This is a genomic window from Chitinibacter sp. FCG-7, from assembly GCF_040047665.1.
Classification (GTDB): Bacteria; Pseudomonadota; Gammaproteobacteria; order Burkholderiales; family Chitinibacteraceae; genus Chitinibacter; species Chitinibacter mangrovi.
This window is the reverse complement of record NZ_CP157355.1, coordinates 1447711-1470060: the sequence shown is the minus strand read 5'-3', so window position 1 is coordinate 1470060 and position 22350 is coordinate 1447711. Positions and strand designations below refer to the sequence as shown.

18 protein-coding genes and 1 tRNA gene are annotated in these 22350 nt (G+C 53.0%); 15 read left to right on the top strand and 4 right to left on the bottom strand.

Features of this window, described 5'->3' with window-relative positions; translation table 11 throughout:
* Positions 1-114 precede the first annotated feature (114 nt).
* From ABHF33_RS06915 to ABHF33_RS06875, 9 genes are all read left to right on the top strand, one after another.
* Positions 115-1869, top strand: a complete 1755-nt coding sequence (locus ABHF33_RS06915; RefSeq protein ID WP_348946243.1) for a tetratricopeptide repeat protein — start codon at positions 115-117, stop codon at positions 1867-1869.
* On the top strand, positions 1870-2406 hold the full coding sequence (gene lolB / locus ABHF33_RS06910; RefSeq protein WP_348946241.1) for a lipoprotein insertase outer membrane protein LolB: 537 nt from the start codon (positions 1870-1872) through the stop codon (positions 2404-2406).
* Positions 2385-3305 carry a 4-(cytidine 5'-diphospho)-2-C-methyl-D-erythritol kinase gene (gene ispE / locus ABHF33_RS06905; protein ID WP_348946239.1) on the top strand — a complete coding sequence of 307 codons (921 nt, stop codon included), beginning with the start codon at positions 2385-2387 and terminating at the stop codon, positions 3303-3305. The genes lolB and ispE overlap by 22 nt, the downstream gene beginning before the upstream one ends.
* Positions 3306-3335: 30 nt before the next feature.
* A tRNA-Gln gene (locus tag ABHF33_RS06900) sits at positions 3336-3412 on the top strand.
* A gap of 62 nt (positions 3413-3474) precedes the next feature.
* Positions 3475-4425: a ribose-phosphate pyrophosphokinase gene (locus ABHF33_RS06895; protein WP_157315062.1), complete on the top strand. Its 951-nt coding sequence runs from the start codon at positions 3475-3477 to the stop codon at positions 4423-4425.
* A gap of 155 nt (positions 4426-4580) precedes the next feature.
* Positions 4581-5159, top strand: coding sequence for a 50S ribosomal protein L25/general stress protein Ctc (locus ABHF33_RS06890; RefSeq protein WP_157315063.1), 579 nt, complete (start codon positions 4581-4583; stop codon positions 5157-5159).
* 78 nt (positions 5160-5237) lie between these two features.
* Positions 5238-5690 (top strand): GNAT family N-acetyltransferase, encoded by a 453-nt coding sequence (locus tag ABHF33_RS06885; protein WP_348946236.1) that lies wholly within the window; start codon positions 5238-5240, stop codon positions 5688-5690.
* Between the two features lie 74 nt (positions 5691-5764).
* Complete coding sequence (gene pth, locus ABHF33_RS06880) at positions 5765-6382, top strand: aminoacyl-tRNA hydrolase (RefSeq protein WP_348946234.1); 618 nt, start codon at positions 5765-5767, stop codon at positions 6380-6382.
* A gap of 13 nt (positions 6383-6395) precedes the next feature.
* Positions 6396-7502 (top strand): CobW family GTP-binding protein, encoded by a 1107-nt coding sequence (locus ABHF33_RS06875; protein WP_348946232.1) that lies wholly within the window; start codon positions 6396-6398, stop codon positions 7500-7502.
* Here the strand turns inward: ABHF33_RS06875 and ABHF33_RS06870 are convergent.
* The 4 genes from ABHF33_RS06870 to ABHF33_RS06855 all read right to left on the bottom strand — a co-directional run bounded on the left by ABHF33_RS06870 (position 7499) and on the right by ABHF33_RS06855 (position 12100).
* Positions 7499-8020, bottom strand: coding sequence for a hypothetical protein (locus tag ABHF33_RS06870; protein WP_348946230.1), 522 nt, complete (start codon positions 8018-8020; stop codon positions 7499-7501). The two genes, ABHF33_RS06875 and ABHF33_RS06870, sit on opposite strands and share 4 nt — an antisense overlap.
* Before the next feature lie 245 nt (positions 8021-8265).
* Positions 8266-9384 carry a c-type cytochrome biogenesis protein CcsB gene (gene ccsB / locus ABHF33_RS06865; RefSeq protein WP_348946228.1) on the bottom strand — a complete coding sequence of 373 codons (1119 nt, stop codon included), beginning with the start codon at positions 9382-9384 and terminating at the stop codon, positions 8266-8268.
* 5 nt (positions 9385-9389) lie between these two features.
* Positions 9390-11414 carry a cytochrome c biogenesis protein ResB gene (locus ABHF33_RS06860; RefSeq protein WP_348946227.1) on the bottom strand — a complete coding sequence of 675 codons (2025 nt, stop codon included), beginning with the start codon at positions 11412-11414 and terminating at the stop codon, positions 9390-9392.
* A 71-nt stretch (positions 11415-11485) separates the two neighbouring features.
* Positions 11486-12100 (bottom strand): c-type cytochrome, encoded by a 615-nt coding sequence (locus ABHF33_RS06855; RefSeq protein WP_348946226.1) that lies wholly within the window; start codon positions 12098-12100, stop codon positions 11486-11488.
* A 133-nt stretch (positions 12101-12233) separates the two neighbouring features.
* Between ABHF33_RS06855 and yihA the strand changes: the two genes are divergently transcribed.
* The 6 genes from yihA to ABHF33_RS06825 all read left to right on the top strand — a co-directional run bounded on the left by yihA (position 12234) and on the right by ABHF33_RS06825 (position 22271).
* Entirely contained in the window at positions 12234-12863 is a 630-nt protein-coding gene (gene yihA, locus ABHF33_RS06850; protein ID WP_348946224.1) for a ribosome biogenesis GTP-binding protein YihA/YsxC, read from the top strand.
* Positions 12864-13171: 308 nt separating this feature from the next.
* On the top strand, positions 13172-13555 hold the full coding sequence (pilG, locus tag ABHF33_RS06845) for a twitching motility response regulator PilG (protein ID WP_348946222.1): 384 nt from the start codon (positions 13172-13174) through the stop codon (positions 13553-13555).
* Between the two features lie 27 nt (positions 13556-13582).
* Positions 13583-13945, top strand: a complete 363-nt coding sequence (locus ABHF33_RS06840; RefSeq protein WP_157315073.1) for a response regulator — start codon at positions 13583-13585, stop codon at positions 13943-13945.
* A 63-nt stretch (positions 13946-14008) separates the two neighbouring features.
* On the top strand, positions 14009-14482 hold the full coding sequence (locus tag ABHF33_RS06835; protein ID WP_348946220.1) for a chemotaxis protein CheW: 474 nt from the start codon (positions 14009-14011) through the stop codon (positions 14480-14482).
* A 151-nt stretch (positions 14483-14633) separates the two neighbouring features.
* Positions 14634-16697 carry a methyl-accepting chemotaxis protein gene (locus tag ABHF33_RS06830; RefSeq protein ID WP_348946218.1) on the top strand — a complete coding sequence of 688 codons (2064 nt, stop codon included), beginning with the start codon at positions 14634-14636 and terminating at the stop codon, positions 16695-16697.
* Between the two features lie 57 nt (positions 16698-16754).
* On the top strand, positions 16755-22271 hold the full coding sequence (locus tag ABHF33_RS06825; RefSeq protein ID WP_348946216.1) for an Hpt domain-containing protein: 5517 nt from the start codon (positions 16755-16757) through the stop codon (positions 22269-22271).
* Positions 22272-22350: the final 79 nt, after the last annotated feature.

Genomic DNA, 22350 nt, shown 5'->3' with positions numbered 1-22350 from the left:
CGCCACAGCCTGCGCTGCTTTTGTCTGGCGATTCGGGTGCCCAGCTTGCCGCTTTTGGCGGCGTATGTGACGTCAAACTTTTCCTGAGTGCTTATCTCTGATTGGATCATCTTTATGACCTTGCGCGTTTCGGCTTTATTCGCTGTCCTGCTATTCGGAGTTACGGCCTGCGCGAGCAATCCTGCGCCGCCAGCGGAGGAGTCCGTTGCTGCCGAGCCTGCGCAGACTGGCGAGCGGGCTGCATTGCCCGACTATGACCCGGCGCTCTTGCCCAAGCAGGAGCTGGATGACGAGCTGGTGATGCGATTCTTGCTCGGCGATGTGGCGGCCCAGCGTGGCAATGTGCCGCTGGCTACCGAAGCCTGGCTTGACTCGGCGCGCCGCACTAAAGACCCGCGCGTGGCGCAGCGCGCGGCACAGCTGGCGGTGGCCTCGGGGCAGCTGGCTCTGGCGCAGGAAGCAACCGAAATCTGGATTGCGGCTGCGCCCGCCGCCTTGCCTGCCCGCCAGTTGATGGTCAGCCTATTGCTACGCAGCAACCGGATTGCCGACGCCGAAGTGCACTTGAATGCCATGTTTGCCGCCAAGCCGGAGGAAGTCGCGCCGTTCTTTATGCAAATGCACCAGTTATGGGGCAAGGACGCAGATCGGGAAGCTGTGTTGACGCTCACCCAGCATCTGGCCATCGCGTATCCGGGCATGCCCGAAGCCTATTTTGCACTGGCGCTGGCTTATGGCCATGCGCAGCAAAGCAGTCAGGCCCAGCAGGCACTCGATAGCGCTCTGAATTTGCGCCCCCAGTGGGAGCCTGCCATTTTGTACAAAGTGCAATTGCTCGATGGGAAAGATACTGCAGCCAGTACCGCACTGCTGAACGCTGCGGCCAAGGCCAATCCTGGCTCGACTTCGATTTTGCTGATGCAGGCCAGAATTGCGGCCGACACAGGGCAATATCTGCAGGCGTATCAAGCCTATGAAACCGTGTTGTCACGTGACCCGAACCAGCTGGAAGCCTTGGTTGGTGGCGGCTTGGTGGCCATGCAGCTCAATGAAGTAGCCAAAGCCCAGCAATATCTGACCCGTGCTGTGCAGATGAATCCAAAAAGTGTGCCGCAGCTGGCGCCTTATCTGGGGCAGCTGGCCGAGCAGCGTCACCAGTATTCGCTGGCGCTGGACTGGTATGGCAAAGTCGCTGCCGAGCGTCAGGCGGGTGTTGTGTCAAGAATCCCGCGTCTGCACGCCAAGCTGGGTCAGCAGGAACAGGCCGATCAGGCTTTGGCCGCCTTGCCCAGAGAGACCGTGAAAGATCAGGTGGATTACGCACAGGTCGCAGCGCAAGTCTGGCGTGAGCGCAAACAGCTGGCGCAATCCGTGGCCGTGCTAAGCAGCGCGATCGAGCAGCAGCCCGGTGAGGGCGAGCTGTATTACGATCGCTCACTGTATCTGGATCTGGCCGGGGATTTTGCCGCCGCCGAGGCTGATTTGCGCAAGTATCTGGAGATGGAACCCAATAGCGTTAATGGCCTGAATGCACTGGGGTATATCCTTGCAAACCGCACTAATAGATATGAGGAGGCCAATACCCTACTGGATAAAGCCTTGGCTCAGCAGCCGGATAATCCGGTCATTCTCGACTCGATGGGTTGGTTGCGTTTCAAGCAGGGGCGTCTGTCTGAAGCTTTGGGCTTGCTGGAAAAAGCCTACCAGCAGATGCCGGACGCCGAGGTGGGGGCGCATCTGGCCGAAGTGTTGTGGGTGAGAGGCGGCAAGGATGACAAGGCTCGCGCGCAGCAAATTTTGACCGATGTATTGAGCATCCAGCCGGACGACGAAGTGGCGCTGGAAGTTCGCCTGCGTCTGGGTCTGTAAATGCAGCGCATCAAGCTGGCGCTGACCAGCGCTGTACTTTTTCTGGGCGCTTGTACGCATCTTCCCTCGCCGCCTGCCGCCGGTTTTTCGGCGCAAGGCAAGGTGAATATCCGCCAGGGTAATCAATCCGATACCGCCCAGTTTGTCTGGCTGGCGAGTCCGGCGCAGGATCAGCTCAGTCTGTCCACGCCATTTGGCAGCGTGCTGGCCGAGCTGGTGCTGCATTATCAGGGCGATGTCATCCGCCTCGCTGAGCTTAATCGCGGTACGCAGATCGACCGCGCTGAAGATCCCGAATCGCTGCTGCACACGCTAACCGGCTTGCAATTGCCTGTATCAGGCTTGCGCTGGTGGCTGCGCGGGCAGGCCAGACCCGATACGCCGTATGAGCGCGATGGCGAGGTATTAATACAAAATGGCTGGCGAATCAGTGCCAGCGATTATCGCTCCGGCACTTATCCGTATCGCATCGAGCTATCGCGTGCTGATCTGAAAGTTCGCATCATGATTACCGAATGGAATACCGCAGCACCATGAGTTATATCCCGCCTGTTGACGAGCAGGGCTTTGCGGCTTACCCCGCGCCGGCCAAGCTCAATCTGTTTTTGCACATCGTTGGCCGCCGAGCTGATGGCTACCATTTGCTTGAGTCGATATTCCAGCTGGTCGATGTACACGATACCATCTGGCTGCGTGTGCGCGATGACGGACAGATTGTTCACCATAACCCGATGCCGGGAGTGCCTGCCGACAGCGATCTGACCGTTCGGGCTGCCCGATTGTTGCAAACGACGAGTGGAACGAATCTGGGTGTTGATATTCGCGTCGATAAACGGCTGCCGATGGGCGGCGGCATGGGCGGTGGCAGCTCGGACGCCGCAACTGTGCTGTTAGCGCTCAATCGCCTGTGGCATGTTAATCTGCGCCGCCAGCCGCTGATGGATCTGGGCGTGCAATTGGGTGCAGATGTGCCGTTCTTTATTTTTGGTCGCAATGCGCTGGTTGAGGGCATTGGCGAAATCATGACGCCGATTGAAACCGAAACGGCGACTTTTGTGGTTTTGCACCCGCAGGTTCACGTGCCGACACCAGCGATTTTCGGTGACGCTGGGTTGACAAGGGATACGCCATCACTTAGAGTTTCGCTCCTCGACGGCAAGGCCAACTGGCGCGTTCTGCGGAACGATCTGGAAAGTGTTGCGGTGAGGAAGTATCCGGCAATTGCGCAGCATATCCAATGGCTTAGCCAGTATGCACCAGCGCGGATGACCGGGTCTGGCAGCTGTGTGTTTGCCTGTTTTGTTAGGGAAAGCGGTGAAAAAAACGCTTCACAAAATCAGGCAAATGCCGTAATATCCTGCCTTCCTAAAGAGATGACCGGTTTTGTTAGTTCAACGCTGAGTCAGCACCAGTTATTCGATTTTGTACTTGATTAGTCTTCTGGATTAATTTGCTACAGCATCGTTAGGGGAGTCGCCAAGTTGGTTAAGGCATCGGATTTTGATTCCGACATGCGAAGGTTCGAATCCTTCTTCCCCTGCCACCTATAAAAAGAAAAGCGTGTAATCACCAATTACACGCTTTTCGTTTTTTCAGGAAACGGAAATGGCTTACGACAGCCTCATGGTATTTACCGGCAACGCTAACCCGCGCCTTGCTGAACGTGTAGTAAACCACCTCGACATTTCATTGGGACGCGCCACCGTTGGCCGTTTCTCCGATGGCGAAGTGACGGTTGAGTTGCTGGAAAACGTGCGCGGTCGCGACGTTTTTGTTTTGCAATCGACCTGTGTGCCGACCAACGACAACATCATGGAAATGATGCTGATGGTTGATGCGCTGAAACGTGCCTCTGCAGGCCGGATCACCGCCGCCATTCCATACTTTGGCTATGCACGTCAGGATCGCCGCCCACGTTCTGCCCGCGTACCGATTTCAGCCAAAATCGTCGCCAATATGCTGCAAGTTGCTGGTGTTGACCGTGTGCTGACCGTCGATGTGCATGCCGACCAGATCCAGGGCTTCTTTGATATTCCGGTAGATAATATCTACTCAACGCCGGTATTGCTCGCCGACATTCGTGCGAAAAACCACGAAGACCTGATGATTGTTTCCCCCGACGTCGGTGGTGTACTGCGTGCCCGTGCGATGGCGAAACAGTTGGGCGTGGATATGGCGATCATCGACAAGCGTCGCCCGAAAGCCAATGTGGCCGAAGTGATGCACATCATCGGTGACGTGAAAGATCGCACCTGTATCATCATCGACGACATGATCGATACCGCTAATACCCTATGTAAAGCGGCTGAAGCGTTGAAAAAATTTGGCGCGAAAAAGGTCATGGCTTACGCCACTCACCCGGTATTCTCGGGCGCGGCGGTAGAGCGCATCTTGCAATCAGCGCTGGATGAAGTTGTGGTGACCGATACGATTCCGGTGTCGGAAGAAGCGCAAGCTAGCGGCCGTGTCCGCGTGGTATCGATTGCCGGTTTGCTGGCTGAAACCATGCGCCGCATCAATAACGAAGAGTCGGTTTCCAGCCTGTTCGTTGATTAATTCTGGCGTGAGGTGTTAGGGGTAAGGCGTGAGGTGTAGAGCACCTCCCCTCACTCCTCACTCCTCACTCCTCACTCATTCGAGGCTATACCCTCGAATCATTTGCTTCTCTGGTCGCGGGGGGCGGATGTTTATTTCCATACTGGAGTTTCAAAATGACTTTCGAATTGAATGCTACAAGCCGCGCAAAGCAGGGCACTGGTGCGAGCCGCCGCCTGCGTAAAGCCGGTCAATTGCCAGGTATCGTTTACGGTGGCTCTGTTGCCCCTACAGCGATCAATCTGGATCACAACAGCATGTACTACACGCTGCAAGACGAGAAATTCCACACTGCGCTGATCAATCTGTCGATCGACGGCGGTGCTGCTGAACAAGTTCTGGTACGTGCAGTTCAATACCACCCGTTCAAACAGCAAGTACAGCACATCGATTTCCAACGTGTGACTGCTGACTCTGTGATCGAACTGAAAGTGCCACTGCACTTTGTTGGTGCTGATACGTGTCTGGGCGTTAAGCTGCAAGGCGGCGCGATCAGTAACGTACTGAACGAAGTAATGGTTCGTTGCGTTGCTTCTAAATTGCCAGAATTCATTACCGTTGACCAATCTAAATTGGCCGTTGGTAATCTGTCAGTTCACTTGTCTGATCTGGTATTGCCAGAAGGCGTACAACTGGTATCCCTGCTGCGTGGCGCGGATCTGGCTGTGTCTTTGCTCAATGGCGCAAAAGGCTAATCCCTTTTCCTGTTCGGCATTGCCTGACGAGAAACCCCGCTTTGGCGGGGTTTTTTCATATCAATCTGGCGGAAAATAATGCTGGTTAGAAAAACACAGGCCGACGATTTACCGCATCTGTTTGCTTTGCGTGCCCGGACGCGGGAAAACCCGGTATCTTTGGCTCAGCTGGAAGCATTGGGTATTACCCCGAGTAGTAGTGCTATTGCGCTGGAGCAAGGTTGGCATATCGGTTGGCTGTGCGAGCTGGATGGGTGTTATGCCGGTTTTTGCGCTGTTGATGTGCGCTCTGGTGAAATGCTGGTATTGGCCGTTGCACCTGAATACGAGGGCTTGGGCATTGGCCGGAAGTTGCTTGCGCAAGCGGTGGCCACTTTGCAGGCGCACTCTGCGGCGCGAATCTGGCTGAGCGCCGTACCTGATCCGGGCTTAAGAGCTTATGGTTTTTATCGTCAGCAGGGCTGGCATTCGGTGCAGGTGCTGAGTGCAGATGAGGAAATCATGGAATATGCTAGCCAGCTAGCTAGTTAGCCTGCTTGGGCTGTTTGAGCCTGTGTACGGTATGATGTGTCCGATTGTTTTGCGGGTTATTTATTGAGTTGGATATGGCAATCAAATTAATCGTAGGTTTGGGTAATCCCGGTGCTGAATATGAGGCGACGCGGCATAATGCCGGCTTTTGGCTGGTCGATCGGCTCGCGCGCGATGGCAAGATTATGCTGCGCCACGACAGCAAATTTCACGGCCTGATTGGCCGGGTCAATATCGCCGGGCATGAAGTCTGGCTATTGCAGCCGCAAACTTTTATGAATCGCAGTGGTCTGGCGGTCGTGGCCTTGGCGCAGTTTTATAAAATTTTGCCGGACGAAATCTTGGTGGTGCACGACGAGCTCGATATTGCGCCGGGCTTGGCCAAGCTCAAGCAGGGCGGTGGGCATGGTGGCCACAATGGTTTGCGTGATATTCAGGCACATTTGGGGACGCCCAATTTTTGGCGTTTGCGTCTGGGCGTAGGGCATCCGGGCAATAAGGCCGAAGTGGCAAATTTTGTCCTCAAGCCGCCACGCAAAGAAGAACAAGCCTTGATCGACGATGCACTGATCAAATCGCTGGTGGTGTTGCCTAAATTGCTCGCCGGACAATCGGGCGCGGCAATGAGTTTGCTGCATACCGACGAGAGCAAAAAACGCGAGCATAAACCCGCCCCCAAAGCCGCTGAATAAAGAAGCCACGCCCATGAGTGAAGCCAGAATGCCCATCCCCGTGAATATCGTCACCGGTTTTCTTGGTGTGGGTAAAACCACGGCCTTGATGAATCTGCTCGCCAATAAGCCTGCCGACGAATACTGGGCGATTGTGGTGAATGAATTTGGCGAAGTGGGCATTGATGGCGCTAGCCTGTCGGCAGCCGGGGAAGGTTTGCAGGTGGCGGAAGTGCCTGGCGGCTGCATTTGCTGTACGACCAGCCCGCAGTTGCGCGTGACGCTGACTAACTTCGCAAGAGGTTCTAGGGGTATACGGCCAGACCGCTTGCTGATTGAGCCTTCTGGCCTGGGACACCCGGCAGGTATTGTCGATTTGCTGCGTGATCCCATGCTGGCCAGCGCATTTGAATTGCGTGCGATTGTTACCCTGCTCGACCCGCGACATTTAAACGATAGTCGCTATACCACACATGAAACCTGGCGCGATCAGTTGCAGCTGGCCGATGTGCTGATTTTAAATAAATGCGATCTTGCTGACGCCGAGCAACTTGCTGCCGCCGAAAGAATGGCCGCTGCGCAATTTCCGCCCAAACTGGCGGTGGCACACGCGCGACAAGGCGTTTTTGCAGCCGAATTACTCGATCTGGAATTACACCCCGAGCGCTGGCCTGATGCGCCAGAGTCGATTGCCCAGACGCATTCCCATCGGCTGATGCCGCGCCGCAAGGTCAGTGTGGCGACTGAGTCGAGTGAGCTGACAGCTTGGCCGGTACGCAAGCAGCAATCAAGTCTGGGCTCGCACAGCTGCGGCTGGATTTTCCCGCCGCAAGCGCTGTTTGCCAGTGCCAAGGTGGCGGCATTGTTTGATGCGCTTGCGTCGCATAGTGGGCAGGGATTGCTTGAGTCAGGTTTGAATGGTGGGGCCGGACTGAGTTTGCGCGGCTTGAGTCGTGCGAAGGGAGTTTTTCAAACCGAGCGCGACTGGTATCGTTTTGATTGGGTCGAAGGCATGGTGGGCGCAGCGCCGAGCGCATATCGCCGCGATAGCCGTTTTGAAGTGATTGTCGAAGCCAGCGCCGCGCCTGACTGGGCTCCGCTGGAAGCGCGATTACTCGCTTGCTTGATGACGCCGCTTTAATCGCTGAGCGCGCTGCGGATTTGCCACATATAGCTATCGGCCAGATCACTGTGCCCAGCTTCGCGCATCGCCCTTTGCCAGCGGTCAATACAGAATTGCAGCTCGTCGGTGCTTTTTAGTACGTCAAAGACATCGGTCAGCATAAATTCAAGCTTGTTGCCTAGATAAGTCTGGTCGGTCATCGTGATAATGCGGCGTACATTCTGCAGGGCCTTGGCTGAAGGTAACGCCTTATTACTACTCACGGGCTCGGGTTCGCCCTGAATGGTGGCGTCAAAAATACTCGGCATGGCGAAGGATTTGAGATCCTCGGTGGCGATCAGACCCATTTCCTGTAGTTTGACTAGGCGCAGTTTTAAATCTTCGATATCCGGATTAAAGGCCAGCATATCCTCAATCCGTTTTTGTCCGTCAACCAGAAATAATAATTGCCTTTGCTTGATCGGAAAGCCGGGCGTGCGGGCTTGCAGCTCGTGATTACCGAGTTCGGTCCGAAAAAACAGGGTGTTGTTATTCATGGCAATGACTTTGACCTTGCATGCAATGTAGAAATATGCGGGGAAATCATGTTAAAGCCTGCTTTCAGCCTTGAACATATCAAATTGTTACATCAGCATGATAGCGGCGTGTTTTTCTAGTGAAAAGACGGGGAAACCCAGTATCTGTGAGGGCTTGCGTTGCACTGCAGCACTTGCTGCCAGTGTGGCGAAATGGTTGCAGATGATGGCGCTTTGGTCGGCCATCATCTGCCTTAGCGTGGGTTTTACAGGCCGCCGTAGGAATGCAGGCCGGAGAGGAACATATTGACGCCGATAAAGGCAAATGTGGTGATTAGCAAGCCAATCACCGCCCACCAGGCCAGCACATCGCCGCGCCAGCCTTTGACTAGGCGAATATGCAGCCAGGCGGCGTAATTGAGCCAGACGATCAGCGCCCAGGTTTCTTTCGGATCCCAGCTCCAGTAGCCACCCCAGGCGTCGGCCGCCCACATGGCACCCAGCACGGTGGCAATGGTGAAGAACAGAAAGCCCACCGCAATGGCCTTGTACATGACTTCGCCCAGCGTATCGTAGCTAGGCAGGCGATTGACCAGCCAGCCTTTCGAGACCAGCAACTGCGCCACTCCCAGCATCGCCGACAGGGCAAAGGCCCCGTAGCCGACAAAATTGGCTGGCACGTGGATTTTCATCCACCATGATTGCAGTGCCGGAATCAGGGGTTGAATCTCATGTGCCTGACGATCAAATGAATACCAGATGATAAAGGCCACCGCAGCACAAATAATCGGCAAGACAAATGCGCCCATCGCTTTGGCTTGGAATTTGGCTTCGTAATACAGATACATCAGCGCCGTCATCAGGCAGAACAGAATAAAGACTTCATACAGATTCGAGACCGGAATATGACCCACATCGGCGCCGATCAGATAGCTTTCATACCAGCGAACCAGCTTGGAAATCATCGCCATCGCTGCCGCACCCCAAGTTAGGCCGCTGGCGATGCCCAGTACCGTGTTCGAGCGTTTGAACATGCCCAGCCAGTACAGCAGCATGGCCAGGAAAAACAGCACGCACATCCACATCACGGCCGACTGGCTGGCCAGAACATATTTCAGCCAGAAAGCGCTTTGCCCGCGCGCCAGCTCGCCCTGATACAGGGCGATACTGCCAAGTGCAACAGCGCCACACAGCGGGAAAAACCAGCGTAGCGGTGCCCAGAACCAGCCCAGCCAGATCAGACCCGCCACCGAGCCGATCAGAATGCCTTGCTCGTAATAATCAAGGTAATTGCCGTACAGCTTCCAGGTCAGCAAGCCTGTGGCGATGATGATCGCGGCAAAAACAAAATCCGGCCAGCGGCGCGTTTGCAAGAGTGAGGTCATGATGGTTACTCTTTGGTGTTGTTGATCAAGGCATCGCGATGCATTGAGAATTCTTTTTCCAGCTCTGGCGTTTTACGGTTGCTGCTCATCGCCAGTAAGGTGCCCTGTGGGCTGAGACGAACCCAGACCCGGTTCTCACGGATATAGAACATGCAGAACACGCCCAGAATCAGTAGCAATGAGCCCAGATAAACGACGTTTTTCCCTGGCGAACGTGTGAGCTGGAAGCCGCTGGCTTTCACTTCGTCAAACCCGCTCAATTGCAGCAGGGTAGGGGCACCGTAGTCAAACAGCTGGCTGCTGGCCACCAGGCTGTCCATCAGAAACCGGTATTGGGCTTCGTTGACTGGAACCGCTGGCAACCCAGCCTGCTCTTGGGCTACATCCATGGCGTCAATCATCGCGCCTTGCAGGATTTTCAGGTAAGTCTGCGCCACGGCAGTGCGTTTGTCTGCGGGGACTTTTTCGGCGATAAAGCGATCAATGGCTGGCAGACCGCCGCTGGCAAACTGGGTCAGGACATTACGGGTGACATCGGCAAACTGAGCCTGGCTTTCCGCCGAAACGCCGCCGCCGGCCTGCGCTTTGGCGGCGGTACGGCGCGCAATCTCGGCATGCAGGTTCGGGTCCAGAATGGCGCGGCGCAAGCGCATGAAGGTATCAAGCTTCATGTCGTTATCAAAGGGTATACGCACGAAGCTAAATGGAGCAGAGACTTCCCGGCGTATACCTGTCATAAAGTAGCTTGCGTCATTTTCAAAGAAAGGCGCCATATAGTTCTGGTATTCCACCGCCTGACCGGTATCGTCACGCAGTTTGAATTGGATCATCGGCCCTAGGTTGCGCAGGTTTTTATCGCTGCGCACTGATTGTGCGCTGGCCATCGCCTGCTGCAACTGATCTACGGCCATTGTTGAGGTGGCGGTCTGCGCTTTGCCCAGATCTTCAATATTGAATGGGCGCAAATCGCCCACTTCCAGCTGATATTGCGCCTGACCCAGATTGAGTGCCTGCGTGGTTTGCGAGCGCGTTTTTAGTGGCTGGGTTTTGCCGCTGTTCAGATCCCACTGCACAAATTCGAGGCCGGAGCCGCCATCGCCAAAGCTGGCCTGATAAATCGCGATGCCATCGACAATGAGTGGATGGTTTACTTTGACGGTGCCGCTTTGAATGATTTTGCCGCTGTGCAAATCCAGTACGTCTACATCGCTGGCAAACAGCTTGGGCATGCCGGTTGAGTAGTGCTCGATGTGGAATTTCTTGAGCTGGAGGACAAATGGCAGCTCCTGCACAAAATAGCCTTGCCCGGCATTCAGAAACACCACCGAGGCCGAGCCACCTTCCGAGAGTGTGACATTGCCACGGAAAGACAGATTATTGCTATCTAGGCGCGCACTGGGTGGGATCTGGCTTTGCGGTATATCACGGGTTTCCGGCGTTTTCTGGCCGCTGGTTTCCAGGAGCTTGAGCGGCAAATTGCCATCCATCAAACCACCAATACAGATGACCACAATGGCCGCGTGGGCAAACAGGTAGCCCAGCTTTTGCCAGCTGCCTTTTTTGCCCGCAATCAATGTAACGTCACCGTCTTGCCGGGTTTTGAAGCGGTAGCCGTGCTGGGTAAGGTGCTCGGTCACAGTTTGTGGGGCGAGCGCGATGTTGGTTTCTGCGTGATGACCCATCAGGCGCAGAGAATTGGCGCTGGCTTTTTCGCGATAGCCTTTGATGTCTCGTACAACGCCGGGGAAATGACGCCAGATGCACAAGCTGGTCGATAAAACCAGAAACGCCAGAATCAGCAAAAACCAGCTTGAATGGTAAACATCAAACAAGCCAAGTGGCTGAAAAATGCTAAACCAGAAATCGCCAAACTCGACGCGGTAATTAACATAGGGCTCGTTCTGCTTGAGTACCGTGCCGATAATCGATGCAATTGCCAGAATGGTCAGCAAGCTGATGGCAAAGCGCATGGATGACAGTAGTTCAAACAATGCACGCGAAAAAGAGGTATGGCGGGTATTTTGAGTCATAACAAAAAAGGGGGCGCTTGATCGCGACCCCTCTTGGTCTGCTGCAAGAGCAAACAGTTCCTAATCAGTGATTAATGAATGGCTTGGATATACTCGGAAACGGCTTTGATTTCCTGATCCGACAATTTGGCCGCAATTTCGCTCATCACCTGATTATTGGCGCGCTCGCCAACACGGAAGGCGGTGAGCTGTGCGGAGGTGTAAGACGCATGCTGACTAGACAGGCGCGGGTATTGACCCGGAATGCCCGAGCCAGAAGGGCCGTGACAGGCCATACAGGCAGGAACATTCTTGCTGGCAATGCCACCACGGTAGATTTTCTTGCCCGCTTCGATCAGCTCTTTGTTTGATGCGCCTTTGGCTTTAGGCGTTTGCTGGCTGTAATAAGCTGCCACGTTGGCCATATCAGCCGCTGACAACGGAGTTGCCATGCCAAGCATGACCGGATTTTTACGCTTTTGCGCTTTGAATTCCTGCAATTGCTTCACGATATATTCTGGGTGCTGGCCAGCCAGGCTTGGATTGGCGCTGGCAACGCTATTACCATCGGCGCCATGACAGGCTGCGCAGACTTGATCGACAATTACTTTCCCTTTGGCAGGGTCACCTTTGGTACCTGCGGCAAAAACAGCCGGTGCCATCATCAAAAATGCTGCTAGCTTTACCGCCACAGTCATGCTGCGCATAAATCCGCTCCCATAATTTAAGCGTACGTCGGTCGTTTGTTTGTGGGTTTTCACCCTAGTATGCCGACGATGGTCTATCAAATGCTGGTATTCTATAGCAAGACCCCGATACAAACCACTATGGCGCTCACAGATGTCCCTATTTCAAGGCCTCACTTTTCTTACTACTGTCAATGATTTAAAAGCACTTCCACCCGAGGGGATCGAGGTGGCATTTGCCGGACGTTCCAACGCGGGCAAATCCAGCGCCATTAATACGCTGGCCAATCACACCCGGCTGGCCTATGTGTCAAAAACGCCTGGCCGTACCCAGCATATTAATTACTTTGATTTTGGCGCCGAGCGCCGTCTGGTTGACTTGCCCGGCTATGGTTATGCCGCCGTACCTGAAGCGGTACGCCGCCACTGGCAGGGTTTGCTGGGCAAATACCTTGAAAGCCGCCCGAATCTGATTGGTCTGGTTTTGATTATGGATAGCCGTCGCCCATTGACCGATCTAGATCGCGTGATGCTGGAGTTCTTTTTGCCTACGGGCAAGCCGGTGCATTGTGTGCTGACCAAATCGGATAAATTGAATAATCAGGAAAAAGTACTGGCTCTGCGTGGCGTGAAGGATGAGTTCAAAAATAACCCGCAAATTACTGTGCAGCTGTTCTCTAGTTTGAAAAAGCAAGGCGTGGCCGAGGTGGAAAACGTGATTGGTGGCTGGTTTGACAGCGTGCAGCAACCAAGCGAATCGCTTGAGCCGATGGACGGAGAATGATTCTCCTTGCGAATTGAGTCAGGGCAGCTATCTTACTCTGTAGGTGCGCCCCTGCACCTCCCGCTTTTCCTCCCTGAGCGGGGCTCCTTGATCGGGAGCGATCTGTGGCCCCAGTCTTGCCAATTTCGGACTGGGGTTTCTTTTTTTCTACGCTTTCCTCGTTGCCCTTGTCTAATACAGGGACGCAGCATATGATTTTTCCCTTAAAACTAAAACTGATCTTGATAGCATCTACTTTTGTTTTGGTGTGTTATCGTTGCTAGTTATGGCTGAGTGCGAAGGCCTACAGCCTAATCCAGGGGAGTGTCATGTCCAATTTAGCGGGTGTAAAGGTCATGGTAATTGACGATAGCAATACCATTCGCCGCAGCGCTGAAATTTTTCTAGGGCAAGCAGGGTGTGAAGTCATTCTGGCTGAGGATGGATTTGATGCCCTAGCGAAAATCGCTGATCATCATCCTGCCGTGATTTTTGTTGATGTGATGATGCCACGTCTGGATGGTTACCAGACTTGCTCCTTGATCAAGAAAAACCCCCGTTTCAAGGCTACTCCGGTGGTCATGCTCTCCTCCAAGGATGGCTTGTTTGATCGTGCACGTGGCCGCATGGTGGGTTCGGACGAGTATCTGACCAAGCCATTTACCAAAGACAGTTTGTTAGCCGCGGTGCGTGTGCACGCGGGTATTGTTTGAATTTTTCATCTATGGACATAAAGCATTATGGCGATCAAAAAGATTCTGATTGTTGATGATTCTCCTACCGAGCGTCATTTTCTCGGTGAGTTGCTCACTAAAAACGGCTTTCAGATCATGACTCTGGAGTCGGGCGAAGAGGCTGTGCTGAAGACCAAAGAGCTGATGCCTGACTTGATTCTGATGGATGTTGTGATGCCTGGCATGAACGGTTTTCAGGCCACCCGCACCATCAGCCGTGATGAGGCGACCAAAAATATCCCGATTATCATGTGCACGTCCAAAAATCAGGAAACCGACATGGTTTGGGCCAAGCGCCAAGGTGCGGTTGAGTACGTCGTGAAGCCTGTCGATTCGCAAGAGCTGCTCAACAAAATTGCCAGTCTGTAATTAACTGGGTGGGTGTATCAAATGGCAAAACGCATTAGTTTGCGCGAGTACCAGCAGGGGGTAATGAGCCGATTGCAAAGTGCTGCAGCGGTCGCTCAGGTCGACGCCCGATTAGGGCTGATGATTGGTACCGAAAATTGGCTGGTTGATTTGTCTGACGTCGCCGAAGTGATGCCTGTACCTGCGGTGGCCTCTGTGCCATTAGGCTTCTCTTGGTTTAAAGGCGTTGCCAATATTCGTGGCAACTTGGTCAGTGTGTCTGACTTACCTGCCTTTTTCGGCATTGCTAATCCTGGATTCTCTGCGATGTCACGGCTGATTTTGCTGCAGGCCCGCCATTTGCCTCATGCCGCCATCTTGGTCAATCGAATGCTGGGTTTAAAGCATTTGGCTGATTTGACTCCTGTACCCCGTTCAGCTGATTTACAGCCATGGACTGGCGACTTATATCAGGATGCTGCGGGCCAGCTTTGGAAAACATTAAATGTCGCGGAGCTGGTTGCACAACCGAGCTTTTTGCAAACAGGTATCGCATAAAAATTAGATCACAACGGGTGTGGTTTGGGAGGCTGCAATGGGTGTGTTAGATAAGATTAAAGGGCTTTTTTCCGGTAGTGACCAGGCTGGTAAAACTACTGCTAAAAAGCAGTCATTTGATCCGTCCAGAACGACATGGATTTTGGACAAAATGCGCCTTCCCGAGGCTGGCGACTCGCAAGCACTCAAGCCATTGCCAGTGATCGGGCATATGCCGCCACGGCAACAAATGGCAATCTTGCTGGTTGTGATGTTGAGCAGCCTTATCCTGTTTGCACTAACTGCATTTTTATCATTCCGTGCCGCTGAAAATAACGCCCGTCATCAGGCGATTGCGACAGAAATGCAGATGCTTTCGCAGCGTCTAGCTCGTGCGTCTAATCAGGCCGTACAGGGTAACGCCGATTCGTTTGCCATTCTGGAAGAGGCTTACCAGAAATTCGATAGCAATTTGCTTGAGTTGACCGATGGCGGCGGTATTTTCAGTTTGTTTCAGGTCTCAGGCAAAGAGCAACTAGATAAATTGAATGAAACCTGGAATTCTTCCTATCGACCCAATCCTAGCCGTCCAACGGTAGAAACCATTCTTAAACAAAAACCGCAGTTGATTACCATTGGTAAAAGCGTTGACGGTATCAATACAAACGATGCCAAGTTGCTTGAGCAGACTCAGCAGCTGACTTCGATGTTGAGCGATGCGGGAGCTAATGCCCGTGAGCTCGATTATGCCAACCAGCTGTCAATGCTGTCGCAGCGGATGTCGAAGAACGCCAATGCGATGCTGGCGTCGGAATTGATCAACCCAGAGGTTGTATTTTTGCTGGGTAAAGACGTTTCTACATTTAATGAAATTGTGCAGGGCTTCTCCAATGGTAATGCCGATTTGCAACTGCGTGCAGTTGAAACGGCCGAGTTGGCTGAAAAACTAGAGCAGATTAATGTTCTGTTTAAAGACTTTGAAGTGGTCGTAGCCTCATTCTCCAAAAACATGCAGCCATTGGTGAATACCCGCCTGGCTAATCAGGCGATCGTGCGTGATTCGGACAAATTGCTCGTTGATTCTGTTGAGTTGGCTGAACAGTATCAAAATAAGGTCGGCGGTTTCCTGGTTGGCATTTTCGAGTTATTGCTGATTGTGGCCGCATTGAGCTCCCTGCTCTTACTGGTGCGGGTATTCAATCAGGAATCGGTTAAGCGTCGAATTGCATCAGAGGCTGAGAATCGCAAGAATCAGGATGCTATTTTGCGCTTGCTCAATGAGATGGGCGATTTGGCTGATGGTGACCTGACCATTCGTGCATCGGTTACGGAGGATCTGACAGGGGCCATTGCTGACTCGATCAACTTCACTATTGAAGAATTGCGTGCTTTGATTACGGGTATTAACCGCGCAACAGAGAAGGTGACATCAGCAACTACGGAAGCGCAAGCCATTTCTGAGCAGTTGCTTGTTGCTGCGCAGCGCCAGTCGCAAGAGATTGAAACAACCAATCATAATGTCGAGCAAATTGTACATTCGATTCAAGGCGTATCAAGCACCGCCGCCGAGTCTGCCCATGTAGCACAAACTTCGCTGACTGTAGCCGAGCAGGGCGCAGATGCCGTGAATAACCAGATTAAAGGGATGGGGGAGATTCGCGAGCAGATTCAGGAAACCGCCAAGCGGATTAAACGTCTGGGTGAGTCATCGCAAGAGATTGGCGAGATCGTTGAATTGATTTCCGACATTACCGAGCAGACTAACGTTTTGGCCTTGAATGCAGCTATTCAGGCCGCTGCTGCCGGTGAGGCGGGGCGAGGTTTCTCGGTGGTTGCCGAAGAGGTTCAGCGTCTGGCTGAGCGTTCTGGCGAAGCAACAAAACAGATTGGTGCGATTGTGAAAACAATTCAGGCCGATACACACGATGCCGTTGCCGCGATGGAAGTCTCTACTCAGGGGGTAGTTGAGGGGGCCAAATTGTCCGATGCTGCCGGTACGGCGCTTGCTGAAATTGGTAAGGTATCTCGTGAGTTGGCGCGTCTGATTGAGTCGATTGCGCACGAAACCGAAGGCCAGACCGCATTGGCATCGAAAGTAACAACAACCATGCGTGACATTCTTGCTATTACCGAACAAACCACCCAAGGCACGAAGCAATCTGCTGCGGCCGTTGGTGAGTTAACCGGTTTGGCTGCAGAACTGAAATCTTCCGTTTCCGGCTTTAAGCTGTCCTAATTTTTCTATCCTGAGGGTTGGATGAACAATCCAGCCCTTCTTTCATGGGATTCTGCCATGAGCATGCATACTGAATTTGATAAAGGCTCTTTGTTGTGGGTGAACGCTGAAATTGATAGCGCCCTCTCAAAAGCCGGTGATGCGCTTGCACTTTTTGTACAGTCGGCAGACGCTGCCAATCTGAAACACTCAGCCAGCTATTTGCATCAGGCCTTTGGTGCGCTGGAGCTGGTTGAGTTGGCTGGAGCGGCGAGATTCTGTGAGGAAATCGAGCAGGTTGTTTTGCTGCTTGAGCGCGGAGAACTCGATAATTCATGCGTTCCGCAACTGCAGCAAGCGCTGGCAGATGTTAAACAGTACCTGATGCGACTAATGGCTGGCATGCCCAATGTGCCTTTGACGCTCTTGCCCGCCTTTCGGGCGCTGGCGCAATTGCGCAATAGTAGTGCTTCGGGGGCTGAGCTGTTTTTTCCCCAGTTGATTTTGGATTTGCCAGCAGGTTTACCAAGCAGCCCTTTGAATGCTCAGGATTTGGTCAAGCATATTCGTCAGCAGCGTACCCGTTACGAAAGTGGCTTGCTGCGCTGGTTGAAAGGGCAAAGTGAAGTCAGCGCAGTCATGGCTGCAGCCTTGGCGGATATTGCCAAGGCGCAGAGTTTGAGCGTTCCGCGTACGTTTTGGTGGACTGCCGCAGGGGTTGTGGATGGTTTGGGCAGCAATCGCACAGAGCTTGATCTTGAAATCAGGCAACTATTATTGCGCTTGAATTTGCAAATCCGTCGTTTGACGGATGGTTCAAGCAAAGTTGCGGAACGTCTGTTTCGCGATTTGCTCTATGTCTTGGCGCAGATGGATTCGGATAGCCCGCTGGCCAAAGGCTTGGCACAGCAGTTTGAACTGGCTCAGTTATTGCCAAAGCAGCAAGATCTTATCCTGCCTGAAACAATTGCAGCCCAGCAGGCCGCTCGTGCTTTGCGCGACGATGTGTTGCAGACCAAAGAGTTATGGTCACGAGTTGCCAGCGGTAGTGCAGAAAAGATTCCAGCGGTTCAGGCCAGTTTGAAGCAGCTGGCAGTAAAGTCAGCTCAATTGCATATTGTCGGTTTTGATTTGCTGTGGGATGCGCTGCTGCAAGCAGCCCAGTCTCCGAATGCCAGTGATGCTCTGGCATTGGAGATCGCAACTGGTTTATTGCTGGCCGAAAATGCCTTGCTGATTTTCCCTAGTCAGTCTGATGACTATCTGGAGCAGGTTAATGCACTAATTGCACGCTTGAATGATCCTGCTGCTAGCTTGGACTTGCCACAGCTGGATGAGGTGAGTCGCGAAGCCCAGGAAAGAATGTTGCTCGGGCAGTTGTCGCATGAAATCCGTAGCAACTTGCTAGGGGTGGAAGAAATTCTGGATGCCTATTTCCGGGATCTCACTCAAAGTGCGAGCTTGACCCAGATCGAACCGATGCTGCACCAGATTCAAGGTGCGTTGATGATGCTTGAGCGCCAGGCTGCGGTCGAGCTCTGTCAGGAATGTCTGCTGCGGATTGGCAATTACATTCAATCAGCCGAAGCGCCTGAGCAGTCACAATTGGAAGACCTTGCAGAAGCATTATCGGCACTAGGTTTTTATGTTGATGACATGGCTCAGCAGCGTGAAACGCAAGACCAACTGTTGCCTGCTTTATCGCGTTTGAGAGGGGCTAGCCTTCCTGAGGTTGTGGTTCAATTGCCTGCCGCCCCAGAAGCAGCTTCTGCGCTGGAGATGGAGTCCGAAGCGCCTGCCGTTGTAATCGAAGACAAACAGCTGTCTGTGTCGATTGAAGACGATCCAGTTAACAAACCATTGCCTGTGTCTGAGGCGGCAATGGATGCCGAGCTGCTGGAAATTTATCTTGAAGAAGCCGTTGAGGTCTTGGCGGCAATTGCTGCCAATGTTGAGGTGTTAGCGCTCGACCCGCAGAATAACGAAGCAATCACCATTATTCGTCGCAGCTTCCACACCTTGAAAGGTAGTGGCCGCATGGTGGGTTTGTTCCAGCTGGGTGAGGTTGCATGGGTTATCGAGCAGGTCATGAACAAGTGGCTGCAGCTCGAAAAGCCGGTTTCAAAACGACTGCTTAGTCTGCTACAGCAAACCCATACCGCTTTTGTGCATTGGATTGAACAGCTGCAACAGAATGGTCAGGTTATTGTTGAGTCCAGCGCCATTGAAGCTGAGGCGAATGCCTTGCGCCAAGACGCAGATCAGAATCCTGAAGTGGATGAGTCTACTGCCGATGCGCCACTTGAATTAAGCCTTGATGACGAGGCGAAAGAAGAAGCCAGCCTGGATATTGGTGGTGTTAGCGTTTCACCGATCTTATTCAGTATTTTCTGCGAAGAGGCACAAAAGCATATTCAGTCCATGCAGCATGGTGTTGCGGTATTGGCTGAAACCAGACAAGTTGAGCCGCAGTTTATTCTTGCTGCTCATACTTTGGGCGGGATTGCATCAACGGCAGGATTTCTGCCGCAGGGCGAGCTTGCCTATGCTGTAGAGCACGCTTTGCAGCAATTAGGTCAAGATGCAGTAGAGCAGGTTGGATTGTTTGCTGATGCAACTGATGCGCTAGATGGCATGCTCTCGAGTATTTTGCAGCAAGAGCCACCTGCAACAGCTCCTCATTTACTGGCGTTGTTTGCCCAAATTCAGAACCAGGAACCTACGCTAGAGCTTGCTGCCGAGCAGGAAGAATCTCGTCTGCCTGATGTCTTGCCTGAAACGCAGACCACTGCCGCAATTGGTGAGTTGGTACTCGATTTGCCAACAGAATCCGAAGAGCCAGAATGGACTGGTTTGCCCGAGTCTTTGGTATTAAGCGAAGAGTTGGCAGAACTTTCGCTGGACTTGGATCTGGGTGAGACAACACCATTGCAAGCAGAAGCAGAAGCAGAAGCAGAAGCAGAAGCAGAAGCAGAAGCAGAAGCAGAAGCAGAAGCAGAAGCAGAAGCAGAAGCAGAAGCAGAAGCAGAAGCAGAAGCAGAAGCAGAAGCAGAAGCAGAAGCAGAAGCAGAAGCAGAAGCAGAAGCAGAAGCAGAAGCAGAAGCAGAAGCAGAAGCAGAAGCAGAAGCAGAAGCAGAAGCAGAAGCAGAAGCAGAAGCAGAAGCAGAAGCAGAAGCAGAAGCAGAAGCAGAAGCAGAAGCAGAAGCAGAAGCAGAAGCAGTACTTTCCGCATTGATCATGCCGGAAGCTCTGGTAGATGTAGCTCCTCATGATGCTTCGCCTGTGGCGCAATTGTTTGCACCTGTGGACGAACCTCGTCCTGTGAATGCACTTGAACTTGATGCCGCGCTTAACGACGATATTGATGAGCAGTTATTGCCGATTTTTATCGAAGAATCGGAAGAGCTCCTGCCTTTGATCGGCGAGGATATTCGCAATCTGGCGCAAGGCGACGATGCTGAGCTGATTTTCAAACGACTCAAACGAACTCTTCATACGCTCAAAGGCAGTGCCCGCATGAGCGGCGCAATGCGTATGGGTGAAGCTGCGCACATTATGGAGTCGCGTCTGATCGACAGCCAGGCGAGCGATCCTACGCTGGTTGCCCGCCTTGAGGCTGACTACGATATTGTGCTGGCACTCTTTGCCGAGCTCGCTAAACCGGCGATTGCTGCACCGGAAAAAGCCGAAGTCGAGCAAGCCCAGGTTTCGCCGGTGATGCCTAAACTGTTGGCTGCAGCCGATCCTGATAATAAAACAGTGATTCGTGTTAAATCCGAATTGATTGATCAATTGGTCAATCAGGCCGGTGAGGTTGCTATTTCCCGCACCCGAATCGAGTCTGAGATGATTGCTTTCAAATCATCACTGATCGACTTGACTGAAAACGTAGCGCGTTTGCGGGCCCAGTTACGTGAGCTGGAAATTCAGGCCGAATCACAGATGCAAGCGCGTGAAAAAGAAGTGCAGGACATGCATCGGGAGTTTGACCCGTTGGAGTTTGACCGTTTTAGCCGTCTGCAGGAAGTGACGCGCTTTATGGCCGAGTCGGTGAATGACGTGGCGACGGTGCAGCAGCATTTATTGAAAAATCTCGATGAATCATCTGCTGCGCTACTGGCTCAGTCGCGGATGACCAAAGAGCTGCAACAAAGCCTGATGCGCGTACGGATGGTACCGTTTTCCAGTGTCTCCGAGCGCTTGTACCGTTTGACCCGGCAAGCTGGCAAGGAAGTCGGTAAAAAAGTCAATCTGGAGTTGAAAGGTGGCCGGGTTGAAATTGACCGTGGCGTACTCGATAAAATGATTTCGCCATTTGAGCACATGCTGCGTAATGCAATCGACCATGGTCTTGAGACCAGCGAAGAGCGTGTTGCCAATGGTAAATCGGAGTTTGGCGAGATCCAGATTGAGGTCCGGCAGGAAGGCAATGAGCTGGTCTTGTTGCTCAAGGATGATGGACGTGGTCTGGATATTACCCGCATCCGCCAGAAAGCCTTGGAAAAAGGCCTTATCGCAGCGGGACAAACCATGTCTGACGCCGATGTATGCCAGCTGATTTTCGAGCCCGGTTTTTCTACGGCCTCGACGGTGACTCAGTTGTCGGGTCGTGGTATCGGCATGGATGTGGTCAAGAATGAAGTCAGCAATCTAGGCGGTAAAATCGATGTTTCCACTGTGGCTGGCCAGGGAACAAGCTTCACGATCCATCTGCCGCTCACACTGGCTGTTGCACAGGTCTTGCTGGTTAAGGGTGGCGACCGGTTGATTGCCATTCCATCGGTGATGGTGGAGCAAGTTCAGGAGCTCAAGCAGGAAGCCCTGGCTGACCTCTACAAAAATCAGGCGCAGGAATGGATGGGGCAGCGTTATCGCTTTGCCTACTTGCCGCGTTTGCTCGGCGATATTGACGCTGTTCCTGAGCAAAAGCGCTATTCCACTGTGGTGTTGTTGCGCTCTGGAGCCGAGCGTATTGCCTTGCATCTGGATCAGCTGGTTAAAAACCAGGAGGTCGTGGTCAAACCGATTGGTCCGCAGCTGGCGCGTATTCCCGGTGTGGTTGGCGCCACCGTGCTCGGTACTGGCGAGATCATTCTGATTATGAATCCGCTGGCCTTGCTGGCACAGTCAACGCAGATTGCCAGCTCGGTGCAGCAACATGCCAATATGGCTGATGCACAAGCATCGCAACCGACTATGCCGGAACAACTGGCGACTGCACCTGTGGTGATGGTTGTTGATGACTCGCTCACGGTGCGCAAAATCACGGGTCGCTTGTTGGCACGTGAAGGCTTTCAGGTGGTAACGGCCAAAGATGGTGTCGATGCCTTGCAGCAATTGCACGATGTGAAACCGGCCGTGATGTTGGTCGATATCGAAATGCCGCGTATGGATGGGTTTGAACTAACCCGGAATGTACGGGTTGCTGATGACACGCGCCATATCCCTATCATTATGATTACGTCGCGTACAGCGGATAAGCACAAGAAATATGCGTTTGATCTGGGTGTGAATGCCTATCTGGGCAAGCCATATCAGGAAGATGAATTATTGGGCATGATTCGCCAGTTCATCGCTGAAGGTGTGCCTGTATAGATTGGATGGTTGGCGATAAAAGCTAAAACCCTGCGCGAGCAGGGTTTTAGCTTTTACGCTTAATCAACGCTATAGTGAA

Coding starts and splice junctions, on each gene's coding strand:
- ABHF33_RS06915 (WP_348946243.1), top strand. CDS start 115: ATGACCTTGCGCGTTTCGGCTTTATTCGCTGTCCTGCTATTCGGAGTT.
- lolB (WP_348946241.1), top strand. CDS start 1,870: ATGCAGCGCATCAAGCTGGCGCTGACCAGCGCTGTACTTTTTCTGGGC.
- ispE (WP_348946239.1), top strand. CDS start 2,385: ATGGAATACCGCAGCACCATGAGTTATATCCCGCCTGTTGACGAGCAG.
- ABHF33_RS06895 (WP_157315062.1), top strand. CDS start 3,475: ATGGCTTACGACAGCCTCATGGTATTTACCGGCAACGCTAACCCGCGC.
- ABHF33_RS06890 (WP_157315063.1), top strand. CDS start 4,581: ATGACTTTCGAATTGAATGCTACAAGCCGCGCAAAGCAGGGCACTGGT.
- ABHF33_RS06885 (WP_348946236.1), top strand. CDS start 5,238: ATGCTGGTTAGAAAAACACAGGCCGACGATTTACCGCATCTGTTTGCT.
- pth (WP_348946234.1), top strand. CDS start 5,765: ATGGCAATCAAATTAATCGTAGGTTTGGGTAATCCCGGTGCTGAATAT.
- ABHF33_RS06875 (WP_348946232.1), top strand. CDS start 6,396: ATGAGTGAAGCCAGAATGCCCATCCCCGTGAATATCGTCACCGGTTTT.
- ABHF33_RS06870 (WP_348946230.1), bottom strand. CDS start 8,020: ATGAATAACAACACCCTGTTTTTTCGGACCGAACTCGGTAATCACGAG.
- ccsB (WP_348946228.1), bottom strand. CDS start 9,384: ATGACCTCACTCTTGCAAACGCGCCGCTGGCCGGATTTTGTTTTTGCC.
- ABHF33_RS06860 (WP_348946227.1), bottom strand. CDS start 11,414: ATGACTCAAAATACCCGCCATACCTCTTTTTCGCGTGCATTGTTTGAA.
- ABHF33_RS06855 (WP_348946226.1), bottom strand. CDS start 12,100: ATGCGCAGCATGACTGTGGCGGTAAAGCTAGCAGCATTTTTGATGATG.
- yihA (WP_348946224.1), top strand. CDS start 12,234: ATGTCCCTATTTCAAGGCCTCACTTTTCTTACTACTGTCAATGATTTA.
- pilG (WP_348946222.1), top strand. CDS start 13,172: ATGTCCAATTTAGCGGGTGTAAAGGTCATGGTAATTGACGATAGCAAT.
- ABHF33_RS06840 (WP_157315073.1), top strand. CDS start 13,583: ATGGCGATCAAAAAGATTCTGATTGTTGATGATTCTCCTACCGAGCGT.
- ABHF33_RS06835 (WP_348946220.1), top strand. CDS start 14,009: ATGAGCCGATTGCAAAGTGCTGCAGCGGTCGCTCAGGTCGACGCCCGA.
- ABHF33_RS06830 (WP_348946218.1), top strand. CDS start 14,634: ATGCGCCTTCCCGAGGCTGGCGACTCGCAAGCACTCAAGCCATTGCCA.
- ABHF33_RS06825 (WP_348946216.1), top strand. CDS start 16,755: ATGAGCATGCATACTGAATTTGATAAAGGCTCTTTGTTGTGGGTGAAC.